Raw genomic sequence first — 21,672 nt, forward strand, 5'->3', positions numbered from 1 at the left:
GTCCCCAGACCCCCCAGAGACCGCCAATGACGAACAAGTGCCCACCCTAGCTGTTCACCAGGAGAGCACACGCCCGCTTACCATCGGTTGTACTTTCGCTAATCGCCGCTTGACCGCAACACGGCACGGCTATCGTCTGAGACTCCGCGACGCTGGGGAGCGTCGCACAGCTCACCGTACGACCGGGGGGTCGTTTTATGTCACATCGGGTCGGTTACGCGCCTGGGGTCTACGACCTCTTCCACGTGGGGCATCTCAACATCCTGCGGCACGCCCGCAGCCAGTGCGACTACCTGGTCGCGGGCGTCGTCTCGGACGAGATGGCGCAGCTCGCCAAGGGCCGCAGTCCTGTGGTGCCGCTGGTGGAGCGGCTGGAGATCGTCCGCAGTGTGCGCTTCGTGGACGCGGCCTTCGTCGAGACGGTGCCGGACAAGCTGGAGACCTGGCAGCAGGTCCGCTTCGACGTGCTGTTCAAGGGCGACGACTGGCGCGGTACGGACAAGGGGCGCCGTCTGGAGCGGGACTTCGCGACGGTGGGCGTGGAGATCGTCTACTTCCCGTACACCGTGCACACGTCGAGCACCCAGCTCCGCAAGGCGCTCGACGTGCTGACCGAGCCGGCGCAGCCCTCGGTCAGACCCTCCGAAGCTCTCTGAACCACTTGGTGAGGAAGGCCGCGAGGAAGAGCGCGTGCGCGGCGAAGAGGACCAGGTATCCGGTCCTGAAGGCGCTCTGGCTGCCGAGCAGCAGGAAGACCAGGCAGAAGACGCCGTAGTCGACGGGCAGCAGGGCGACCGCGCGCAGCCGTGAGGGCGGGGGTGACGGCGCGGGGGCCGCGCCCTGGCTCTTCGGCTCCTTCGGCTTGAGCTTGTCGGTGAGCAGGCCGCCGAAGAAGATCAGGACGGCGGCGAGCTGGAAGCCCAGCGGCAGCAGCAGCCAGCCGCCGCCCGGCAGGTCGAAGTGCCGGTAGAAGGTGATCAGCACGGCCGCGTGCACGGCGGTGATCTTCGCGCAGTCGACGACGTGGTCGAGCCACTCCCCCGCCGGGCTGCCCGCGCCGAGCAGCCGGGCGAGCTGTCCGTCGGCGGAGTCGAAGGCGAAGCCGACCACCAGGCCCGCCCACACGGCGAGGGCCAGCGGCCACGAGGGGCGGCCGAGCGCGAGCGCGGCGACGGCCGCGCCGCTGAACACGGCGCTGACCAGGGTCACCTGATTGGGCGTCAGTCCGATCCGGTACGCCCCCGCGGCGAGCACCCGGCCGACCGGCCGGTTCACGTAACGGGAGTAGAGCGACACGCCCTTGGCGGTCTTCTGCGCGGCGCGCAGCCGCCGGACGGCGGTCAGGAATCCGGCGTCGCGGACAGGCGCGGTACGCGTGCCGCGCGCCACCACCGGGCCCGCGCCGCCGTTCGTCGCGGCGGCCGGACCTTCGCCCGCGTCGCCGTCCGTCCCCGGCGCGGTCCCGGCGCCCGGGGCGCCGCCCGCGTCCATGCCGACGCCGCTACCGGCGCCCGTGTCGGCGCCGTCGCCCGCACGGGCATCCGTGCCGCCGTCCGTCCCGGCACCCGTCCCCGCCGTTGTCCCGGCCACGCAGCCCCCCACGCACCTCTTCGCGGTCACCCGCGGTCCACCCCCCGGTCACCGCGGCGCGGTGCCTTCGTCGGCCCATGATGGCAGGCGGCCCAGCGGACTGACTCATCCGTGCGACTCCGCGCGACGCGGGCCCGGCGACATGGGCCGAAAGTGGCGTTACGTCATAAGGTGATGCCCGATGTCCATCTCCCGCCGAAATCTGCTGCAAGTGACCGCGTCCGGGGCGCTGCTGGCCGGGTGCTCCGACGGCCGTCCGTCCGGCGCCGCACCCGCCCCCGCGCCCGGCACGTCGTCCTCGCCCTCGTCCCCCGCCCCCACCGGCGCGCCCTCGTCCCCGCCGCACGCGCCCGCGGGGAAGCCCGCCACGTCCGCGCCGCCGCCGCTGCCGCCCGGCCTGCCCGACCAGATCGAGCACGGCCCGCGCGACCGCGAGCGGCTCGCCCTCACCTTCCACGGCCAGGGCGAACCGGCGCTGGCCACGGCGCTGCTGGCCGAGGCGGAGAAGGCCGGGGCGCGGGTGACCGTGCTGGCGGTCGGCGCCTGGCTCGACACGTATCCGCGGCTCGCCCGCCGGATTCTGGACGGCGGTCACGAACTGGGCAACCACACCCAGACGCACGGCGACATCGGCGCGATGGACGCCGCCGCGGCCACCGCGGAGATCGAGGGCTGCGCCCGGCGGCTGACCGAGCTCACGGGCTCGCGGGGCCGCTGGTTCCGCCCGTCCCAGGCACGGATGGCAACCCCGCTGGTGGTGAGACTCGCCCGCGAGGCGGGCTACCCGCACGTGCTGTCGTACGACGTCGACCCGCTCGACTACACCGACCCGGGGGCCGACCGGGTGCGCGCCGCGGTGGCCGCCCAGGCACGCGCGGGCTCGGTGGTCTCCCTGCACTTCGGGCACTCCGGCACGGTCGCCGCGCTGCCCGGGATCCTCGACGACCTGCACCGCCGGGGCCTCCGCGCGGTCACGACCTCGGAGCTGCTGACCTGATGCGCCGCATCCCGTTCCGTTCCCCGCACCCGGCCCCCGGCCACTCCCGGCCGCCCGCGGTCTCCGCCCGCACGCTCCTCGTGGCGGGCGCCGCCACCGTCGCCGTACTCGCGGGCGGTGTGCTCACCGCGGGCTGCGGTACGACGGCCACCGGCGGGCACCCGCACGCGACCGCCTCCGCCAAGGCCGCCAAAGCCGCTGTCGGGGCGACACCGCAGTCCGCGCCGCGCGTCCCGGCCGCCGGGCAGGGCCTGCCGGGCATGCCGCCGCCGCTCGACCCGAAGGACGTCTACGCCGCCGACCGGCCGAACGCGCTGTCCCCCGTGGTGCGGAACTTCCCTTCGCGGGTCTACGTGCCGAACACCGACTCCAACACGGTCTCGGTCATCGACCCGAAGACGTACAAGGTCATCGAGACGATCCCGGTCGGCGAGCAGCCGCAGCACGTGGTGCCGTCGTGGGACCTGAAGACGCTGTGGGTCAACAACGACGTCGGCAACACCCTCACCCCGCTCGACCCGGCCACCGGCAAGGCGGGTCCGACGGTCGACGTGCACGACCCGTACAACCTGTACTTCACGCCGGACGGCAAGTACGCGGTGGTGATGGCGTCGCTCGACCGCGAGCTGGTCTTCCGTGACGCGCACACGATGGCGGTCAAGAAGACCGTGCCGGTGAGCTGTTACGGCGTGAACCACGCGGACTTCTCGCCCGACGGCCGGTACTTCATCGTGTCCTGCGAGTTCTCCGGCGAACTGCTGAAGGTCGACACGGCGGAGATGAAGGTCGTCGGCCAGCAGCGGCTGCCGTTCGAGGGCGCGATGCCGCAGGACGTGAAGATCTCGCCGGACGGCAAGACCTGGTACATCGCCGACATGATGGCCGACGGCGTGTGGGTGATGAACGGCGACACCTTCTCCAAGCCGACGCTGCTGCGCACCGGCAAGGGCGCGCACGGCCTGTACGTCTCGCGCGACTCGAAGGTGATGTACATCTCCAACCGCGGCGAGGGCTCGATCTCGCTGCTCGACTTCGCCACCGGCAAGCTGGTCCGCAAGTGGCACATCGAGGGCGGCGGCAGCCCCGACATGGGCGGGGTGTCCGCGGACGGCAAGGTGCTGTGGCTGTCCGGGCGGTACGACGGCGAGGTGTACGCGATCGACACCGCCGACGGGCGCACCCTGGCGAAGATCCCGGTCGGCTCGGGACCGCACGGCCTGGCCGTCTACCCGCAGCCGGGCCGCTACTCGCTCGGCCACACCGGCATCTTCCGCTGAACGGCCGCAAGGGCGACCCGCGTTGAGCAGGCCCGCTACCCGGGCCCCGCGGTTTCGGCCTTGAGGATCGCCCTGGCCAGTCCGGTCGCGGCGGCGGCGCGTGGCGCGCTGCCGTCGCGCCACGTCCTGGTCGGGTGGACGGAGTTGGCGAGCAGCACGAGAAAGCTGTCGCTCTCCGGGTCGACCACGAGGCTCGTACCGGTGAAACCGGTGTGCCCGTACGCGCCGCGCCCGGCCAACTCGCCCATGAACCACGCCTGGTCGGTCTCGAAGCCGCCCCAGGGCCCGCCCCGGTCGAGCAGCGCCCGGCAGAACAGCGCCAGGTCCCAGGCCGTCGAGAACAGCCCGGCGTGCCCGCTGACCCCGCCCATCGCGTACGCGTTCTCGTCGTGCACGCTCCCGCGCACCATGCCGCGGTCGAGCCTGCCCCACGGCCGCCGCTGGTCCTCGGTGGCCGCGATCCGCGACAGCGCGGCGGACGGCGGGTTGAAGCCGGTGTCGAGCATGCCGAGGGGGCCGGTGACCTCCTCGCTGATCAGCACCGCGAGCGGGCGGCCCGTGGCGGCCTCCAGCGCGTACTGGACCGCGATGAGGTTCAGGTCGGAGTAGACCCGCAGGGTGCCCGGCGGGTGCACCGGCTCCTCGTCCCACAGCATCCGCGCCCGGCCCTGCGCCGTCGGCCGGTCGTAGAAGGGCAGTTCGGGGCGCAGGCCCGAGGTGTGGTCGAGGAGCTGCCGTACGGTGATCGCGCCCTTGCCCGCCGCGCCGAACTCCGGCACGTACGCGGCGACCTCGCGGTCCTGGTCGAGGTGGGTGGCCGCGACGGTGGCCGTGAAGAGCTTGGTGAGCGAGGCCAGGTCGAAGACGGTGTCCTCGCGCATCGGCACCCACTGCCCCGGCGGCAGCTCCACGCCGACGTCCGCGCTCTCGTCGTACGCGCCGTAGCGCACCGCCCAGCCGACCGCCTCGTGCAACGCGACGGTCCTGCCCCGGCCGGCCAGCACGACGGCGCCCGCGCACCAGGGGTGCGCGGGCGCCGGGCGCGTGTACGCGGCCAGCGCGGGGACGATACGGCTCAGCTCTGCGGCGTCGAGACCCGCCTCAGGGCAGGTACCTCTCGACAGCGGCGGCGCCATGTTCCTCCAGTGCTCTGCGGGCCTTCTCGATCCGTTCCGGCGTGGGCTCACGGCCGGAGAGCAGTACCAGGTCCTCCGGGCTCACCGAGCCGTCGGCCGCCCCCTCCGCGCCCGTGCGCAGGGAGCTGTCGGCGCTCTTGAACGCCCATGTGCGCTCGTCGTCGCCCGGCTCGGCGAGCCGGTCGGTACGCGCGCCCACGCTCTTTCCGGGGCTCTCGTCCGCGGTATCGGACATCGCATCCTCCTGATGGCCCGCGGGCCTCCTGATGGTCCGCGCCGCGAGCCGCCTGATGGCCCGCGTGCCGCCTAGGGTCCCTCCACGGTACGACGCCCGCGCACGCACAGCCCGACGAAACAGGCGACGGCCACGAGTGCGCAGGTCAACTGCACGAGGGCCATCGGCACCGCGGTGCCGTCACCGGCCACTCCGGCCAGCGGCGACGCGAGGGCGCCGATCAGGAAGGACGAGGTGCCCACCAGCGCGGACGCCGAGCCCACGTCCCGCTTGACGCGCAGCAGCGCCAGCGTGTTCGCGGTGGGCAGGGTCAGGCCCATCGACGCCATCAGCACGAAGAGCGCGGCGGAGACGGCGGGCAGTCCCGCCCGGCCGAAGACGCCGGTGGTCAGCAGCACCAGCGCCACCGAGGCGGCGGTGATCAGCGCGAGCCCGATCGTGAGGATCTTCTCCATCGCGACCCGGCCGACCAGCACCTTGCCGTTGAGCTGGCCCACGCCGACGATGCCGATGGAGTTCAGCCCGAACAGCAGGCTGAAGGTCTGCGGCGAGGCGCCGTAGATGTCCTGGATGACGAAGGCGGACGCGGACACGTAGGTGAACAGCGCCGCGAAGGCGAAGCTGCCCGAGAGCACGTACCCGGTGAAGATCCGGTCGCCGAGCAGCCGCTTGACCGCGCCGAAGGTGCCCAGCAGCCCGCCGGAGTGCCGGCGCTCGGGCGGCAGCGTCTCGTGCAGCCAGCGCCACACCACCAGGGTGAGCAGGACGCCGATCACGGTGAGGACGGCGAAGACGCCGCGCCAGTCGGTGATCCGCAGGATCTGGCCGCCGATCACCGGGGCGACGATCGGGGCGACGCCGGAGATCAGCATCAGAGTGGAGAAGAAGCGGGCCATCTCCACGCCGTCGTAGAGGTCGCGGACGACCGCGCGGGCGATGACGATGCCCGCCGCGCCCGCCAGGCCCTGGATCAGCCGGAAGGTGATCAGCAGGCCCGCCGAGGGCGCGAAGGCGCAGACGGCGGTGGCGAGGATGTAGATGACCATGCCGGTCAGCAGGGGACGGCGGCGTCCCCAGCGGTCGCTGAGCGGCCCGACCACGAGCTGGCCGAGCGCCATGCCCGCGAGGCAGGCGGTGAGGGTGAGCTGCGCCGTCGCCGCGGTGCTGTGCAGGGCGTCGGTGACCTGGGGCAGCGCGGGCAGATACATGTCCATCGACAACGGCGGCACCGCGGTGAGGCCGCCGAGAACGAGCGTGACGAGCAGGCCGGTACGGCGCTGCGTGCCGATGGTCGGGGTAGGGGTGGTGGTGTGGGTGGTGGTGACATCGGTGATGTCAGCGGTGTGCGCGGGTATGGGCGGCCCGGCGTCCTGCACGGCACTCTCCGTAGGTGGTAGTTGAACCGTTCTCTATCCTTCCAGTGATCGCGCACGACCGAGACCACGTTTTGACCCTGACCGACGAGTGGGAGACCGACCGATGAGCGACGACGGCGTACGGACCATCCGCTGGGGCATCCTGGCGACCGGCGGGATCGCCGCGACCTTCACCGAGGCGTTGCTGACGCTGCCGGACGCGGAGGTCGTCGCCGTGGGCTCGCGCACCCTCGAGGGCGCGAAGGCGTTCGCCGAGCGGTACGGGATCGCGCGCGCGTACGGCTCCTGGGCGGAGCTGGCCGCGGACGACGGGGTCGACGTGGTGTACGTCGCCACGCCGCACTCCGCGCACCGCGAGGCGACCGGGATCTGTCTGGAGGCCGGGCGGGCCGTGCTGTGCGAGAAGGCGTTCACCATCAACGCCCGTGAGGCGCACGAGCTGGTGGACCTCGCCCGCGACCGCGGCCTGTTCCTCATGGAGGCCATGTGGATGTACTGCAACCCGCTGATCCGGCACATGCTCGCGCTCATCGCCGAGGGCCTGATCGGTGAGGTGCGGGACGTCTCGGCCGCCTTCGGTTTCTCCGGGGACTTCCCCGCCACCCACCGGCTGCGCGACCCCGACCAGGGCGGCGGCGCCCTGCTCGACCTCGGCGTCTACCCGGTCTCCTTCGCCCAGCTCCTGCTCGGCGAGCCCGACGAGGTCCGGGCGTGGTCCCACCTCACGCCCGAGCGCGTGGACGACAACACCGGCATCGTCCTGGGCTGGAACGATGGCGCCGTCGCCACTTTGACCTGCTCCATCACCGCCGACACCGGCGCCCGCGCCGTCGTCACCGGCAGCGCCGGCCGCATCGAGCTTCCCGAGGGCTTCTTCAACCCCGAGCGCTTCGTCGTCCACCGCCAGGGCGAGGAGCCCCGCACCGTCCTCTTCTCCGACGTCGTCGCCGACGGCCTCACCCGCGGCACCATGGCCTACGAGGCCGCCGAAGTCATGCGCTGCCTCCGCGCCGACGAACTCGAGTCCCCCCTCGTCCCCCTCGCCGGCTCCCTCTCCATCATGCGAACCCTCGACACCATCCGCGAACACACCGGCGTCACCTACCCCGGCATCGACTAGGGCCTGTCCAGGACGTGCCCCGTCACGGGCGCCGGGGGCACCTCCCGGCCGAAGGCCGGGGGAGGAACCGCGCGAGCAACCCGTCACCGGCGGGTGGTCCGGAGACCACCGGGCTGCCCCGCCGGGGCGGGTGGTGACCCGCGGGAGCGCCGCGGCTCAGGCGGCGGAGTGGGCCGGGGCGATGGCCTCGATGCGGGCGGCGAGGTCGAAGTCCTTGGCGGTGAGGCGCCCACCGGCGGCGTGGGTGGTGAGGGCCACCGTCAAGGTGTCGTAGCCGAGGGTGAGTTCCGAGTGATGGTCGAGCTCGGCTTGGATCCCCGCGATGTGCAGCGCGAAGATCGCGGCGGGAAGGTGCGCCAACCGGTAGACCCGCCGGAGCGAGGCGGCGGCGTCGGCCCCGTCACCACCGGGCAGCACCTCCCAGCCGGGAAGCCCGGCGAGCCGCGCGGCCACCTGGTCGGACGAGAGCGGTTCGGCGTAGGGCATCCGGGGGCCTCCACGGAAAAGGGGCGGGCGGGTGGGCGGGCGGGCGAATTCATCCTCGCACCGCCCAGCGCATAACCTGCGGTGCCATGAGCGAGAACGAGCGAGTCGCGGTCGTCACGGGTGCGGGTTCGGGCATCGGCCGGTCCGTCGCGGTGGAACTGGCGGCGGCCGGCTGGACGGTACTGCTGGCGGGCCGCCGCGAAAAGGCGCTGGCCGAGACGGCGGAGCTGGCGGCGGCCGGCCCCGGACGGACTCTGACCGTACCGACCGACGTCACCCGTCCGGAGGACGTGGAGCGACTGTTCGCGCGGGACACCGCCCCCGGCCGCCTGGACCTGCTGTTCAACAACGCCGGAATGTTCGGCCCGCCGGTCCCGGTCGAGGACCTGTCGTACGACGAGTGGCGCGCCGTCGTGGACGTGAATCTGCACGGCGCGTTCCTGTGCGCGCAGGCGGCGTTCCGGCGGATGAAGGACCAGGACCCGTCCGGCGGCCGGATCATCAACAACGGCTCCGTCTCGGCCCACGTCCCGCGCCCGCACAGCATCGCGTACACCGCGACCAAGCACGCCATGACCGGCCTGACGAAGTCGCTGTCGCTGGACGGCCGCCCGTACCGCATCGCCTGCGGGCAGATCGACATCGGCAACGCGGCGACCGAGATGACGGCCCGGATGCGGACCGGGATTCTCCAGGCGAACGGCACCACGGCCGTCGAGCCGGTGATGGACGTCGCCGACGTGGCCCGTACGGTGCGGCACATGGCCGAGCTGCCGCTGGAGGCCAACGTGCAGTTCGCGACGGTGACGGCGACGACGATGCCGTTCATCGGACGCGGCTGAGGGCGCGCCGCGCCCGGCGGCGACAGCCACGGGAATACGCGCGGGACGGCGCCGGGTTGGAGCGGTCATGACGACACCCTCGGGGCCCGACATCCTGCGCTACACGGCCTTCTCCGACGACCCCGAAGGCGGCAACCCCGCCGGGGTCGTCCTCGACGCCTCGGCGCTCGACGCCCCCGGCATGCTGGCCGTCGCCGCCGACGTCGGCTACTCCGAGACCGCCTTCGTCACGGCGACGGACGGCCGCACGCTGACCGTGCGGTACTTCAGCCCGAAGGCGGAGGTCTCCTTCTGCGGCCACGCCACCCTCGCCACCGCCGTGGCGGTGGCGGACCGACTCGGCGCGGGCGACCTGCTGTTCCGCACCCGGGCGGGCGACGTCCCGGTCACCGTCTCGACCGGCCCGGACGGTACGCCGCTGGCGACGATGACCAGCGTCGAGCCGTACGTCGAGGACATCGCGCCCGACGCCCTCGCCGAGGCGCTGGCCGCCCTCGACTGGCCCGCCGCCGACCTCGACCCGGCCTTCCCGCCCCGGGTCGCGTACGCGGGCGCCCGCCATCTGGTGCTGGCCGCGGCCACCCGCGAGCGGCTGGCCGACCTCGCCTACGACTTCGACCGGCTCGCCGCGCTGATGACCGCCGTGGACCTGACCACCGTCCAACTCCTGTGGCGCGAGAGCCCGTCGGTCTTCCACGTCCGCGACCCGTTCCCGGTCGGCGGTGTGGTCGAGGACCCGGCGACCGGCGCCGCCGCGCTGGCCCTGGGCGCGTACCTGCGCGACCTCGGCCTGGTCGCCCCGCCGGCCACCCTCACCCTCCACCAGGGCCACGACCTCGGCCGCCCGGCCACCCTCACGGTCACCGTCCCGCCGCCCGCGACCCCGTACATCCAGGTCACGGGCACGGCCGTCCCGATCCCGGCGTAAGGCCACCGTCCCGGCGGGTCAGACCGCTTCCTTCTCCCATACCGAGACGTGCCGGGTGCTGTCCTGCGTGAACGGCTCGCGCGACCAGCCCGCCCACCGCTCCCGCAGCCGCATGCCCGCCAGTTGGGCCATCAGGTCCAGCTCGGCGGGCCAGACGTAGCGGAACGGCGTCGAGGTGACCTGTCCCCTGCCGTCCTCGGTGACCGTCACGTAGTGGCAGGTCGCGTCCTGCGTGACCGTGTCGTAGACGGTGTACGAGCAGCCGTCGGGGCCGGTGTGGAACGGCACGACGTTCTGTCCGTGCGGGATCTTCCGCAGCTCGGGGACCATGACCTCCACGACGAACCGGCCGCCGGGGCGCAGGTGCGCCGCCGCGTTGCGGAAGCAGGCGACCTGTGACTCCTGCGTGGCGAGGTTCATGACGGTGTTGAACACCAGGTAGGCCAGCGCGTATCCGCCGCCGTCACCGTTCCCGTTCCCGTCCGTGCTCGCGTTTCCGCCCGCGGTCCCGTCCGTGCTCGCGTTCCCTTCCGCGGTCCCCGCCGCGGACCCTTCCGCCGTCGTCGTCGCGATGTCCCCGATCGTGACGGGGATGTCCCGTCCGCCGGGCTTGGCCCGCAGCCGGGCCACCATCGCGCGCGACATGTCGATGCCCGCCACCGGCACACCGCGCTCGGCGAGCGGCACCGCGATCCGGCCGGTCCCGATGGCCAGTTCCAGCGCCCGCCCGCCGCCGGCCTGGTCCGCGAGGAAGTCCACCGTCCGCCGCACCACGCCCGGATCGAACTCCTCACTCGTGTCCGCGTCGTACCGCCCGGCCACGTCTTCGCCGAAGTACCCGTCGTCGTGTCCGTCGTCGTGTCCGTCGTCATTGCTCACGCGCCGGACGCTAACCCGATCCTCGGGACGGCCGCGCCCGATTATTCCCGGCCACCACGGCCTGCACCGGCCTGCACCGGCCTGCACCGCCGCCCCGGCCGCCCGCGCTGTCCTGGCCGGGGGGCCGTGAGGTGGGCGGATACGGCGTGGATAGAGTGCTGGACGGTCCGCGCGAGCGGGCGTCCGTCACGACGAGGGGGAACTCGCGCATGCGCAGCACGACCGGGGCACGCAGGGCCGGAATCGGGGCCGAGGCCGGGCGGCGGGTGCGGCTCGGGGCCGCGGTCGTGGTCACGGCGGCGCTGGGGCTCGGGCTGGCCGGGTGCAACGGGTACCAGAGCACGTCGCCGTCGGCCGCGCGCAAGCATGTGGCGGCGGACGGCAGGACGGCCGCCTTCGCGCAGGGTGCGGACGGGCCCGTGGACTGCCGGAAGGCGAAGTGCGTGGCGCTGACCTTCGACGCGGGGCCGAGCGTGCGGGCGCCGCAGATCCTGAGCATTCTGCGGAAGTTCCACGTGCACGCGACCTTCTTCACGCTCGGCAAGAACCACGTGATGAAGCACCCGCAGATGGTGCGGGACATGGTGGCGCAGGGCGACGAGGTGGAGACGCTGACCTGGTCCCACCAGATCCTCACCAAGATCAGCTCGTCCGAGATCCGCAAGGAGATCACCGAGGGGCGGGACGCGGTGCAGAAGGTGACCGGCGTCCGGCCGATGCTGCTGCGCCCGCCGCAGGGCCGTACGAGCAGCAAGGTGACGGCCATCGCGCGGGACCTGGGCATGGCGGAGGTGGTGTGGAGCGCCAACGGCCAGGACTACCGGACCACCGACTCCGCGCTGATCGCCAAGCGCATCCTCCAGCAGACCAAGCCCGACGGCATCATCCTGCTGCACGATCTGGTCGACCCGACGAACAAGGGCTACAACGGCACGGTCGCGTCGATCGCGCCGATCGTCTCCACGCTCCAGGCCCGCGGCTACACCTTCGTCACCGTCTCCCAACTCCTCGCGCCGGGCACACCGCAGCCCGGCAAGGTCTACAAGTAGCCACGCCCCGAACGACGTTCACAGCGAAGCCCTGACTGACGAAGGCGGACCCGATGGCCCTGTTCGACCTGCCCCTCGACGAACTCCGCGCGTACCGCAGCCGGTCCGCGGAGCCCGCCGACTTCGACGCCTTCTGGTCGCAGACCCTGGAGGAGGCCCGCGCGCACCCGCTCGAGGCGCGGTTCGAGCCGGTACGGACCGGGCTCTCGACGGTCGACGTGTACGACGTCACCTTCGCGGGCTTCGGCGGCCAGCCGGTCAAGGGCTGGTTCGTGGCGCCCGCCCACGCGGCCGAACCCCTGCCGCTGCTGGTCGAGTTCGTCGGCTACGGCGGTGGCCGCGGCCTGCCGCACACCCATCTGCTGTGGGCCTCGGCCGGTTTCGCGCACCTGGTGATGGACACCCGTGGCCAGGGCAGCGGTTGGTCGGTCGGTGACACCCCCGACGAGGCGGGCAGCGGGCCCGCCGTCCCCGGTTTCATGACCCGTGGCATCGAGGACCCGCGATCCTTCTACTACCGCCGGGTGTTCACCGACGCGGTGCGCGCCGTCGAGGCGGGCCGCGCGCACCCGTTGACCGACGCCGCGCGTACGGTCGCGCTCGGCACCAGTCAGGGCGGCGGGATCACGCTGGCCGTCGCGGGCCTCGTACCGGACCTGGCGGCCGTCGCCCCCGACGTCCCCTTCCTGTGCGACTTCCCGCGCGCGATCCGGCTCACCGACCGCGACCCGTACCGCGAGGTGGGCCGCTACCTCAACACCCACCGCGCGAGCGTCGACCGGGTCACCCGGACGCTGTCCTACTTCGACGGCGTCCACTTCGCGGCCCGCGCCAACGCCCCCGCCCTCTTCTCCACCGCGCTCGAAGACCAGACGTGCCCGCCGTCCACCGTCTTCGCCGCCTTCAACGCCTACGCGCACGCCGACAAGCAGATCGAGATCTACGACTTCAACGGTCACGAGGGCGGTGGTCCTCACCAAGAGGCCACCCGCCTCGACTGGCTCCCCAACCACCTCACCCCCCGCCACCCGGCCTCGGAGGACGGGAGCCCCGCCCCGTCGGGGCCGTGAATCCTCGCCTCAACTGCGCGCAGGAGGACGACCCGCGCGACACCCCGGACCTCGGCCCGCTGGAGGAGTAGCCGCTCCACGGAGAAGAGGCAGCGCGACGACGAACCCGCGCACCGCGGTCGCGGTGACGCGGGCTCGTCGTCGTCGCCGCTGTCGGCCGCGGTCAGCCCGTGCAGGTCAGGGTCGGATTGACCCAGTCCCCGTGGTCGTTGCCGTTGCCGTCGCCTCCGTCGCCGACGCCCAGGTCGATGACCTGGCCGCCGGCGACCGGCACGTCGATCGCGACTGGGGCCGAACCGCCGTTCAGCACGGGCGTGGTGGTGAGCGCCTTGCCGTCGAGGGACACGGAGAAGGTGACCGTGCCCGGATCGCCGTTGTCGACGCCGACCAGGGCGGTGAACCTGGTGCAGCGCCCGTCGAGGTAGATCTGCACGTCGCTGGGCGAGTTGGTGCCCAGGCCCTTGGCGTAGGTGACGCCGCCCAGCTTCAGCGGGGTGCCGTCGTCGGACGCGGTGTCGCCGACGCTCTGGTCGCGTTCCACCGGTCCCCAGCCGTTGGTCGCGGACAGGAACTCCAGGTCGCTGACCTGGTTGTCCCCGGCCGGCGGCGGCGCGGGCACCGCCCCGACGATCCGTACGTCACGCTGGGCCGTGGTGGACCGGCCCTGCGTCAGACGGGCCTTCACCGTCAGGGAGTTGACCTTGGCGGGGCTCTGCGGCGCGGTGACCTTCCAGGTGAAGGCGGCCGAGGAGCCGCCGCGTATCCGGTCGACGGCGGCGGGCGCGGACCGCGGGCTCACGGTCCACCCCGGCGGTACGTCGAGTGCCGCCGTGACCTTGGTGGCGGTCGGGCCGCCCTTGGGGACAGTGACCGTCGCGGTCGCGGTGAACGTCGCGCCGCCGCCCACCGATCCGGGGACCTGGAGGGAGACCGCGGAGGCCGGGGCGCCCGGCATCGCGTAACGGGCCTTGTCGTAGCGGGGGCTCTGGTTCCGGGCGACGGTCAGCGAGGAGGCGTAGCTGCCGTAGTCGGTCAGCGCGACCCTGCCGAGTCCGCCGGTCGTGCCGTCGAGATTCCACACGGCGAGGCTGACGGTGTTCCTGCCGTGCGGGTCGATGACGCCGTTGGGCAGCGGAAAACTGTGCTGCGGGCCCACGTAGTTGACGTAGTTGCCCATGTTCCAGCCGTTGACGTAGATCTCGACGCGGTACTTGCGGGACGGGTCGTCGGTGAAGGTCAGGCCGAGCGAGGTGTCCTGGCCCTTGGGGAGGTCGAGGTTGACGTCGGTGGTGTACCAGGAGACGCCGGGCGTGGTGTCGGTGGTCGGCAGGGTGACCGGCGTCCAGCCGTCGGTGGGGTGGCCGGGCAGCGGGTATCCGGCACGCTCGCCGTACAGGCCGCCGGAGTTGAGCGGGCCGCGCACGGTGTCGACGGGGGTCTCGCCGCCGCGTACGCCCTGGAGCCGCCAGGTGATCGTGTCCAGCGGCGCGCCGGCCAGTGAGGCGCCGGTCAGGCCGCGGGCGGCCTTGTTGCCGTTGGGCGGGTTGTAGTCCTCCTCGTGGCCCATGTTGACGGTGAGCACCGAGACGACGTTGTCGCCGGTCGTCTTGAGCACTCCGGCCGGGAACGCGTACGTCTTCTGGCCGTCCGCGGTCGCGCTGCCGAGGAAGGTGCCGTTGAGCCAGACCGAGGAGGCCGCGGCGCCGCCGCCGCTCTGCGCGGACAGCGTGATGCCGGTCTCCTTGCCCGTGGCGGTGAACCGGCCGCGGTACCAGGTGCTTCCGGTGTGGAAGCCGTAGTCGTCGGCGAACAGCACCGGCAAGGTGGCGGGCGTGGTGCGGCTGTTCGAGGTGGTCTTGTCGGCCACCTGCCAGGTCGAGTCGTCGAAGCCGGCGGCCGACTCGGGCGACTCCTGGATGTGCTTCCAGCCGGTCAGGGCGGGCAGGCTGACGGCCGCCGCGGTCGGTACGGTGCCGGTCCTGCTGCCGGTGGCCGTGGTGGCGGTACGAACGTTCTTGCCGTTCCACGTCACGGAGTCGGCGGTGCTGAAGACCTCGATCGCGCCGTCGGTGGCGACGTCGCCGGTCAGGGCGAGCGCCGAGCCGTTCGAGACCGCGCCGCGCAGCAGGTGGGTGCCGCGCACCAGCACGGGCCCTGCGGCGGTGTCCTGCCGCCAGAAGGTCTTGGCGGTGTCGGTGTCGGCGAGCAGCAGGAGCAGCGGGTGCGCGCCGCCGCTGATCCGCACGCGGGTCAGGCCGGTGTGGGCGTAGTTGAGCCGCAGGTCGCCGGTGGCCGGGTCCCAGGCGGAGGTGACGGCGCCGCCGGTGGCGGTGACCGTCGGGCGGGTCGCGTAGTGCAGGACGGTCTCGCCGTCGGAGCCGTGGTCGCCGTAGAGCACCGCGACATCACGGCCGCCGATGGTGGCGTTCGTCATGATCTCCGAGGTGCTGTACTGGAGTTGGTTACCGCCGAGGCTGTAGTCCGCGACGATGATCTTGCTCTGGCGGCCGTTGAGGGTCAGCGCCGTGCCGGGCTGCTGCGGGACGGTGTAGACGGGGGCGGTGGAGCCCTGGCCGTTGTCGACGTCGATCGCGTCGATGGTGACGAACTGCCCTGACGCGGCGGTGTTCTTGGTGCCGGTGGCCACGATCTTCAGGGTGTGCGCCCCGGCGGCGAGCCCGGTCGCCCGGTAGGCCACGTACTGGTTCTGCTTGGTCGCGCCGTACAGGTCGACGGTCTTGACCTTGGCGCCGTCGAGGTAGACGTCCGCGATGCCGTGGTTGCCGTCGAGGTTGGTGACCCACTTCACGCCGGTGCCGGTGAAGCCGACCGAGACGCTGTCGCCCGCGGTGTCGGAGAACGACTCGGTGTGCTGGTAGTCGCCGCCGGTGTAGTTCTGTTCCGCGCCGACGTGCGACCAGGCGCCGGTGTACGCGAGCGCCGGGTCGACGTCGTCGTACGTGTAGCCGGGGTGCGCGCCGAGGTCGATCGTCACGTGCCCGCTGTCGGTGGTCGTCGCGGTGGAGTCGGAGTGCCGCAGCACGTGGAACTGCGTGCCGGTGTCGGGGTTGCGGCGCGCGGTGTCGACGATCTTCGCGTTGTCGGTCGGGGTGGCGGGAAGCGCGTCGGTCTTGGTGAGCGGCGCGAGCGCCTGCGTGAAGTAGCCGATCAGCTTGTCCTGGTCGTACTTCGGGTCGAGCTGCCGGTTCTCGCGGATCGCGGCGCCGTAGTCGTACGACGTGTAGTTCTGCGGCTCGCCCAGCCAGCCCCAGTTGGTGCCGCCGTAGAGCATGTAGAAGCTCTGCGAGGTGGCGCCGACGGCGATGTTCTGCTTGTAGAACACGTCCGCGAACTGGTCGTTGATGAGCTGCGCGCACTTGTCGTAGCCGGGGCCGCCCCACGGGTCGAAGGCGCCGCCCTGGAACTCGGCGGTGGCCAGCGGCTTGCCCGGGACGTGGTCGTAGCTGATGTCGGGCACGCCGTTCCACCGGGTGGGGTTGGAGCAGTTGAAGCCCTGCGGGTAGGAGTCGGCCGCGTCGACGGCCAGTTCGGCGTCACCGGAGTTGAAGGTGCCGTTGTTGTTGCCGACCAGCGGCACCTTGATGCCGTCCGCGGTGGCCTTGTCCTCCAGGTGCTTCATGTAGGCGCGGCCCGCCGCGCTGCCGTTGTAGTACTCGTTCTCGACCTGGTACTCGATCACCGAGCCCTTGCCGTCGGTGAGTTGGTGCCGGGCGATGATCCGGTCGATCTGCGTCTGCCACTCGTCGCTGTACTTCAGATACGCCGGGTCGCCGGTGCGGGTGTCCCCCGCCTTGGTGGAGAGCCAGCCGGGGAAACCGCCGCCGTCCACCTCGGCGTTGATGTACGGGCCGGGTCGGGCGACCACGTAGATGCCGAGGTCGTCGGCCATGTCGAGGAGCTTGTCCACGTCGCGGACGCCGGTGAAGTCGTAGACGCCCGGGGCGGGCGAGTGGTAGCCCCAGTCGAAGTAGAGGGAGACGGCGTTGAATCCGGCCGCCTTCATCTTCTGGAGCACGTCCAGCCACAGATCCTGGCTCGGCAGCCGGTAGTAGTGGAACTCGCCGCCCCACAGGTAGGTGCGCTTTCCGTCGATCATGAACGAATAGCCGTCGTAGGTGACCGAGTGGGTGGCGTGCGGGGCGCCCGCGTGCGCCGTGTCCGGCGCCCGCGCCGGCGGTTCGGCGGCGGCCCCCACGCCGACGCCGAGACCGACCATGAGCGCGGCGGTGACCCCCAGGGCCAGACAGCGCCGCAGCACCCATCGGTACGTGCGATGAACAGCCATTCCTACCTCCACGTCACGTGCGGGAGTGGTCGCGAGCTTCAGCGGTCGCTCATGAACAGCCAGGAAAGAGCAGATTCCCTGTTGATATATGTGCGAACGAGTCGCATAGCGACGGGAAGTGTCGCAGTCTCCGATGGGTAACGCAACCATTCGGGCCGAAACGATTCAGCCGGATTCGAAGGAGGGCGGCGCCACGCGGCGCGGCCCCCGGACGGCCGTGCGTCCGGGGGCGGAACAGTCCCTGATCGGCGGCTGACCGGCGGGCGGGCGGCGGGCGGGCGGCGGGCGGCCAGTGGCCCGGCGACGGTCGGTCAGCGGCGGGGCGACGGCGGCTGGACGGTGGCCGGTCAGCGGTCGGTCGGATGCCGGGTCAGCCGCGGCGGGCCACGCTTCTCGCCCGCAGCCGGTCGGCGGTGATGGCCAGCCCGAGCACACAACCCAGCACGATATTGGTGTAGTTGGAGTTGATCTGAAGCGTCGTCAGGCCGTTGTTGATCAGTTCGAGCAGGATCGTGCCCGCCACGATGCCGAGAATCCGGCCCTGTCCGCCGACCAGGCTCACCCCGCCGATGACGGCCGCGGCGATGGCCGACAGCTCCCACCCGACTCCGACGCCGCTGGCCGAGCCCACACCCATCCGGCCGAGCACGAAGATCCCGGCGAAGCCGGACAGCAGCGAACTGGTCACGTACATCGAGACGATGCGGCGGTCGCCGCGGATGCCCGCCAGCCGGGCCGCCTCGGGATTGCCGCCGACCGCGTACACCTGGCGGCCGGTGTAGGTGCGTTCCAGGAAGAACCACGCCGCCACGGCCACGACCGCGAAGACGATCAGCGGGAGGGGGATCTGCGCCACGTACGTCTGTCCCAGGTCGCCGAAAGCGCCGTCGATGCCGGTGATGGAGGTGCCGGAGGTGATGGCCAGCGTGACGCCCTGCGCGACCGTGTAGGTGACCAGGGTGACGACGAAGGGCGGCATTCTCAGCCGGGTGACGGCGAGGCCGTGGACGAGGCCGACCGTGCCGGTGACGGCCAGCGTGAGCAGGATCGCGAGCGGCGCGGGCAGTCCCGCGCGGACGTTGAACCAGGACATCAGGATGACGCTGGTGCCCAGCAGCGCGCCCACCGACAGGTCGATGCCGCCGGTCAGGATGACCAGGGACTCGCCGATCGCGATCAGCCCGTACTGGGACAGGTCGAAGCCCATGCCCTGGAGGTTGACGGCGCTGGCGAACGTCGACTTGTCCAGCGCGAGCGCGACGAAGACCACGACGCAGGCCGCGACCACGCCGACCTCGGGCGTCTCGGCCAGGCGGCGGACCGGCGACGTACGGCCGCCGCTCGCGGCGTCCTCCGTGGCCTCGATCGGTGCGGTGCTGGTGGTCATGGCCTCGCCTTCCCGTGAGTGCCGACGCCGACGGCGGTCATCGGCAGGGGTCTGTTGTCGTTCATGCGCGTGCCTTCCCCTGACGGTCGGCGACGTCGCCGGCGCCGGTCCGCGGCCCGAGCGCCCCGGCCTGTTCCCCGGTTCCGTGCCGCGCCCCGGCCCCGTCGCGCGTACCGGGCGCGCCGTTCCGCGTACCGGCCGCTGCGGTCATGATCGCTTCCTTGCCGAACCGGTCGCGGGGAAGGTCGGCGACCACCCGGCCGTGCGCCATCACCACGATCCGGTGGCAGATCCACAGCAGTTCCTCCAGCTCCGAGGAGGCCACCAGCACCGCGAGGCCGTCCTGCGCCGCGGTGTCGATGAGGCTGTAGATCTCCGCCTTGGCCCCGACGTCCACGCCGCGGGTCGGCTCGTCCAGGAGCAGCAGCCGGGGCTCGGTCGCCAGCCAGCGCCCGAACACCACCTTCTGCTGATTGCCGCCCGACAGGTCCGAGATGAGCTGTTCCTGGCTGCGCAGCCGCACCCCGAGGTCCTGGACGATCCTGGCCGCGTGCGCCTTGTCCGCCCTCGGCCGCAGGACTCCGTGCGCGCTGATCCGGCGCAGCGTGGCCAGCGTGACGTTCCAGCGCACCGAGTGCGCCGGGAGCAGCGACTGGACCTTGCGGTCCTCGGGCACCAGTCCGACCCCTGCCTCCACCGCGTCGGCGGGGCGGCGCGGGCGGAAGTCGGCGCCGTCGAAGACGACCGTGCCACCGGTACGCGGCTGCGCGCCCATCAGCGTGTGCAGCAGGCGGCTGCGCCCCGAGCCCATGAGCCCGGCCACGCCGACGATCTCCCCCGCCCTCACGTCGAGGTCGACGGGCCCGAGGCCGTCCGCGGTCAGCCCCCGTACCAACAGGGTCGTCGTGCGCTCGACGGAGGACGGCGGGGCCAGATCGGCGCGGGCCAGCTCACTGCCGACCATCTCCCGGATCATCCGCTCCTCGCTCGCCTCCGCCGGGGCCAGATCGGCCACCATCCGGCCGCTGCGCAGCACGATCACCCGGTCCGCGACGGCCTGGACCTCGTCCAGGCGGTGGCCGATGAACAGCACCGCCCCGCCGGCCGCCGCGTGCGTACGGGCCAAGCCGAGGACGCGCTCGGCCTCGACCGGGCCGAGCGAGGAGGTGGGTTCGTCCAGGATCAGCACCAGCGGATGGTGGCCCCACGCCTTGGCGATCTCGATCATCTGCCGTACGGGGACCGGGAATCGCTCCACCGGCCGGTCCACGTCCACCCCGCTGACGCCGACTTCGGCGAGCAATGCGCGCGCCTCCGCCCTCGTACCGGCGCGGTCGTAGACGACCCGGCCCAGCGGGCGGGACGCCGCCCGCGCGGGACGGCGGCCCAGCAGCAGGTTCTCCGCCACGCTCAACTGCCCGACGAGCGGGAACTCCTGGGCCACCAGGGCGACGCCCAACTCCTTGGAGTGGTCGGGCCGTCCGGCGTGGAGCGGCGTACCGGCGATCTCGATGCTGCCGGTGGTGGGCGTGACGGTGCCGGACAGCACGCCCATCAAGGTGGACTTGCCCGCGCCGTTCTCCCCCACCACCGCGACGATCTGTCCACGGGCCAGGTCCAGGCTCGGGATGTCGAGCACCTTCACCGGCCCGTACGACTTGCTCACCGACCGCAGCCGGACGGCGACCTCAGGGGCCGGGGCCGGGGCCGCGTCCGGGGCGGAGGCCGGGGCGGGGGCCGGGGTCTGGGCCGGGGCCGGGGACCGCGGAGCCTCGTACGGGGCCGGACCCGAAGCCATCAGCCGATGCCCAGGTCGGTCAGCTTGGTCTGGTACGCGGCCAGGTTCGCCTGGGTGACCAGGCCGACGCCCGAACTGAGCGTGGTGCCGTCCGACTCCAGATACGGCTTGACGATCCGGAGGGTGGCGTCCTTGCCGAGCACCTTGAACGCGGCCAGCAGATAGGCACCGGTGTAGCCCTGCTGGTAGGGCTGTTGGAGGACGGTGGCCTGGATGACACCGGACTTGATGAACTTCAGCGTCTGCGGGTCGCTGTCGTCCGAGATGATCTTCACCCGGCCCGACTTCCCCGCGGCCTGCACCGCCTGCCCGGCTGACGGTCCGTCATAGGAGTAGACGCCGTACAGGCCGTTGATGTTCGGGTTGGTCTGGATCGCGGTCTGCGCGTTGGTGAGCGCCTTCGCCGCGTCCATGCCGTCGCTGAGCTTCTGCGCGACCTTGATGCCGGTGCCCTTGAGCGCGTCCTCGAAACCCTGGATCCGCTCCACCGCGTTCGACGTGGTCAGCGAGCCGACGAGGACGACGACCTGGCCCTTGCCGCCGAGCGCCTGCTTCATGGCCTCACCGGCCTTCTGGCCCGCCTGGTAGTTGGGCGTGCCCAGATACAGGTCGGCGCCGTCCTCCGGCGGCAGCGGGGAGTCGATCGCCAGCACCGGTATCCCGGCGCTCTTCGCGGACGCGATCGGCGCCTTGATCGCCGTCGGGTCGATCGCCGACACGCTCAAGCCCGTGATGCCCTGGCCGCGCAATGTCTGGATGAGGGAGAGCTGCTGGTCCAGACGGCCGTTGGCGGGCGCCTGGTAGACGCCCTTCACGCCGAGGTCGGCCAGGCCCTTGGTGAAGCCGGACTTGCCCGCGTTCCAGTAGTCGACCGCCACGTTGACCACCATGGCCTCGTGCAGCTTCGACAGGTCCTTCCCGGCCAGCGCGGCCTTCAGCGCCGCGTCCAGCTTCGCGAGATTCGCGTCGTTGAACGCGATGTCGCCCTTGATCGTCACCGCGGCGGGGCTCCCGCCGCTCGCCGCGTCCGCCGCGGACGAGTCACCGGCACCGCTCTTACTGCACGCCGTCGCGGACAGGGCCACCGCCAGCGTCACCGCTGCGGCTCCCCATCGTCCGTGCCGGGCAAGGGCCTTTCGGGCGTCGCGCATGGCTGCATCCTGTTCGGGCAGTGGCCTCTCAGCCAGTTTTGTGAG

General features: G+C 72.1%; 18 protein-coding genes. 8 read left to right on the forward strand and 10 right to left on the reverse strand.

The annotated features are described in order from the left end of the window. Positions 1 to 197: 197 nt before the first annotated feature. Complete coding sequence (locus ACIOC1_RS09760; RefSeq protein ID WP_355334575.1) at positions 198 to 656, forward strand: adenylyltransferase/cytidyltransferase family protein; 459 nt, start codon at positions 198 to 200, stop codon at positions 654 to 656. Here ACIOC1_RS09760 and ACIOC1_RS09765 read toward each other — a convergent pair. Further along, a complete protein-coding gene (locus ACIOC1_RS09765) occupies positions 634 to 1,326 on the reverse strand; it encodes a CDP-alcohol phosphatidyltransferase family protein (protein WP_401853634.1) in 693 nt (230 codons plus the stop codon). The genes ACIOC1_RS09760 and ACIOC1_RS09765 overlap by 23 nt on opposite strands. Positions 1,327 to 1,771: 445 nt before the next feature. On the opposite strand from ACIOC1_RS09765, the gene ACIOC1_RS09770 reads away from it, so the two are divergent. Further along, positions 1,772 to 2,587: a polysaccharide deacetylase family protein gene (locus ACIOC1_RS09770; protein WP_401853083.1), complete on the forward strand. Its 816-nt coding sequence runs from the start codon at positions 1,772 to 1,774 to the stop codon at positions 2,585 to 2,587. After that, positions 2,587 to 3,864, forward strand: coding sequence for a hypothetical protein (locus tag ACIOC1_RS09775; RefSeq protein ID WP_401853086.1), 1,278 nt, complete (start codon positions 2,587 to 2,589; stop codon positions 3,862 to 3,864). The genes ACIOC1_RS09770 and ACIOC1_RS09775 overlap by 1 nt, the downstream gene beginning before the upstream one ends. A gap of 35 nt (positions 3,865 to 3,899) precedes the next feature. On the opposite strand, the gene ACIOC1_RS09780 is transcribed toward ACIOC1_RS09775, so the two are convergent. The 3 genes from ACIOC1_RS09780 to ACIOC1_RS09790 all read right to left on the reverse strand — a co-directional run bounded on the left by ACIOC1_RS09780 (position 3,900) and on the right by ACIOC1_RS09790 (position 6,611). After that, positions 3,900 to 5,000 (reverse strand): serine hydrolase domain-containing protein, encoded by a 1,101-nt coding sequence (locus ACIOC1_RS09780; RefSeq protein WP_401853089.1) that lies wholly within the window; start codon positions 4,998 to 5,000, stop codon positions 3,900 to 3,902. After that, complete coding sequence (locus ACIOC1_RS09785) at positions 4,966 to 5,235, reverse strand: hypothetical protein (RefSeq protein ID WP_355334759.1); 270 nt, start codon at positions 5,233 to 5,235, stop codon at positions 4,966 to 4,968. The genes ACIOC1_RS09780 and ACIOC1_RS09785 overlap by 35 nt, the downstream gene beginning before the upstream one ends. A gap of 71 nt (positions 5,236 to 5,306) precedes the next feature. Beyond that, positions 5,307 to 6,611, reverse strand: coding sequence for a multidrug effflux MFS transporter (locus ACIOC1_RS09790; RefSeq protein ID WP_401714899.1), 1,305 nt, complete (start codon positions 6,609 to 6,611; stop codon positions 5,307 to 5,309). Positions 6,612 to 6,714: 103 nt separating this feature from the next. On the opposite strand from ACIOC1_RS09790, the gene ACIOC1_RS09795 reads away from it, so the two are divergent. Continuing rightward, on the forward strand, positions 6,715 to 7,731 hold the full coding sequence (locus ACIOC1_RS09795) for a Gfo/Idh/MocA family oxidoreductase (RefSeq protein ID WP_355334584.1): 1,017 nt from the start codon (positions 6,715 to 6,717) through the stop codon (positions 7,729 to 7,731). Between the two features lie 156 nt (positions 7,732 to 7,887). Here ACIOC1_RS09795 and ACIOC1_RS09800 read toward each other — a convergent pair whose 3' ends face one another. Then, a complete protein-coding gene (locus tag ACIOC1_RS09800) occupies positions 7,888 to 8,217 on the reverse strand; it encodes a 4a-hydroxytetrahydrobiopterin dehydratase (protein ID WP_401714901.1) in 330 nt (109 codons plus the stop codon). Between the two features lie 86 nt (positions 8,218 to 8,303). On the opposite strand from ACIOC1_RS09800, the gene ACIOC1_RS09805 reads away from it, so the two are divergent. Together ACIOC1_RS09805 and ACIOC1_RS09810 are read left to right on the forward strand one after the other, a co-directional pair. Further along, positions 8,304 to 9,059, forward strand: a complete 756-nt coding sequence (locus tag ACIOC1_RS09805; RefSeq protein WP_401304099.1) for an SDR family oxidoreductase — start codon at positions 8,304 to 8,306, stop codon at positions 9,057 to 9,059. Positions 9,060 to 9,126: 67 nt separating this feature from the next. Further along, positions 9,127 to 9,987 carry a PhzF family phenazine biosynthesis isomerase gene (locus ACIOC1_RS09810; protein ID WP_355334593.1) on the forward strand — a complete coding sequence of 287 codons (861 nt, stop codon included), beginning with the start codon at positions 9,127 to 9,129 and terminating at the stop codon, positions 9,985 to 9,987. Between the two features lie 18 nt (positions 9,988 to 10,005). Here ACIOC1_RS09810 and ACIOC1_RS09815 read toward each other — a convergent pair whose 3' ends face one another. Beyond that, entirely contained in the window at positions 10,006 to 10,866 is an 861-nt protein-coding gene (locus tag ACIOC1_RS09815; RefSeq protein WP_401853092.1) for an SAM-dependent methyltransferase, read from the reverse strand. Positions 10,867 to 11,075: 209 nt separating this feature from the next. Between ACIOC1_RS09815 and ACIOC1_RS09820 the strand changes: the two genes are divergently transcribed. Beyond that, positions 11,076 to 11,915: a polysaccharide deacetylase family protein gene (locus ACIOC1_RS09820; protein WP_401853095.1), complete on the forward strand. Its 840-nt coding sequence runs from the start codon at positions 11,076 to 11,078 to the stop codon at positions 11,913 to 11,915. Between the two features lie 53 nt (positions 11,916 to 11,968). Further along, positions 11,969 to 12,985, forward strand: coding sequence for an acetylxylan esterase (locus tag ACIOC1_RS09825; protein WP_401853097.1), 1,017 nt, complete (start codon positions 11,969 to 11,971; stop codon positions 12,983 to 12,985). 163 nt (positions 12,986 to 13,148) lie between these two features. On the opposite strand, the gene ACIOC1_RS09830 is transcribed toward ACIOC1_RS09825, so the two are convergent. From ACIOC1_RS09830 to ACIOC1_RS09845, 4 genes are all read right to left on the reverse strand, one after another. After that, positions 13,149 to 17,291, reverse strand: coding sequence for a beta-galactosidase (locus ACIOC1_RS09830; RefSeq protein ID WP_401853100.1), 4,143 nt, complete (start codon positions 17,289 to 17,291; stop codon positions 13,149 to 13,151). Positions 17,292 to 17,661: 370 nt separating this feature from the next. Next, a complete protein-coding gene (locus ACIOC1_RS09835; RefSeq protein WP_401853103.1) occupies positions 17,662 to 18,678 on the reverse strand; it encodes an ABC transporter permease in 1,017 nt (338 codons plus the stop codon). A gap of 61 nt (positions 18,679 to 18,739) precedes the next feature. Further along, on the reverse strand, positions 18,740 to 20,476 hold the full coding sequence (locus tag ACIOC1_RS09840; RefSeq protein ID WP_401853106.1) for a sugar ABC transporter ATP-binding protein: 1,737 nt from the start codon (positions 20,474 to 20,476) through the stop codon (positions 18,740 to 18,742). Then, positions 20,476 to 21,627 carry a substrate-binding domain-containing protein gene (locus ACIOC1_RS09845; protein WP_401853109.1) on the reverse strand — a complete coding sequence of 384 codons (1,152 nt, stop codon included), beginning with the start codon at positions 21,625 to 21,627 and terminating at the stop codon, positions 20,476 to 20,478. Before ACIOC1_RS09845 ends, ACIOC1_RS09840 begins: the two co-directional genes overlap by 1 nt. Between the last annotated feature and the right edge of the window lie 45 nt (positions 21,628 to 21,672).

This window comes from Streptomyces sp. NPDC088197 (assembly GCF_044741185.1).
GTDB lineage: Bacteria > Actinomycetota > Actinomycetes > Streptomycetales > Streptomycetaceae > Actinacidiphila.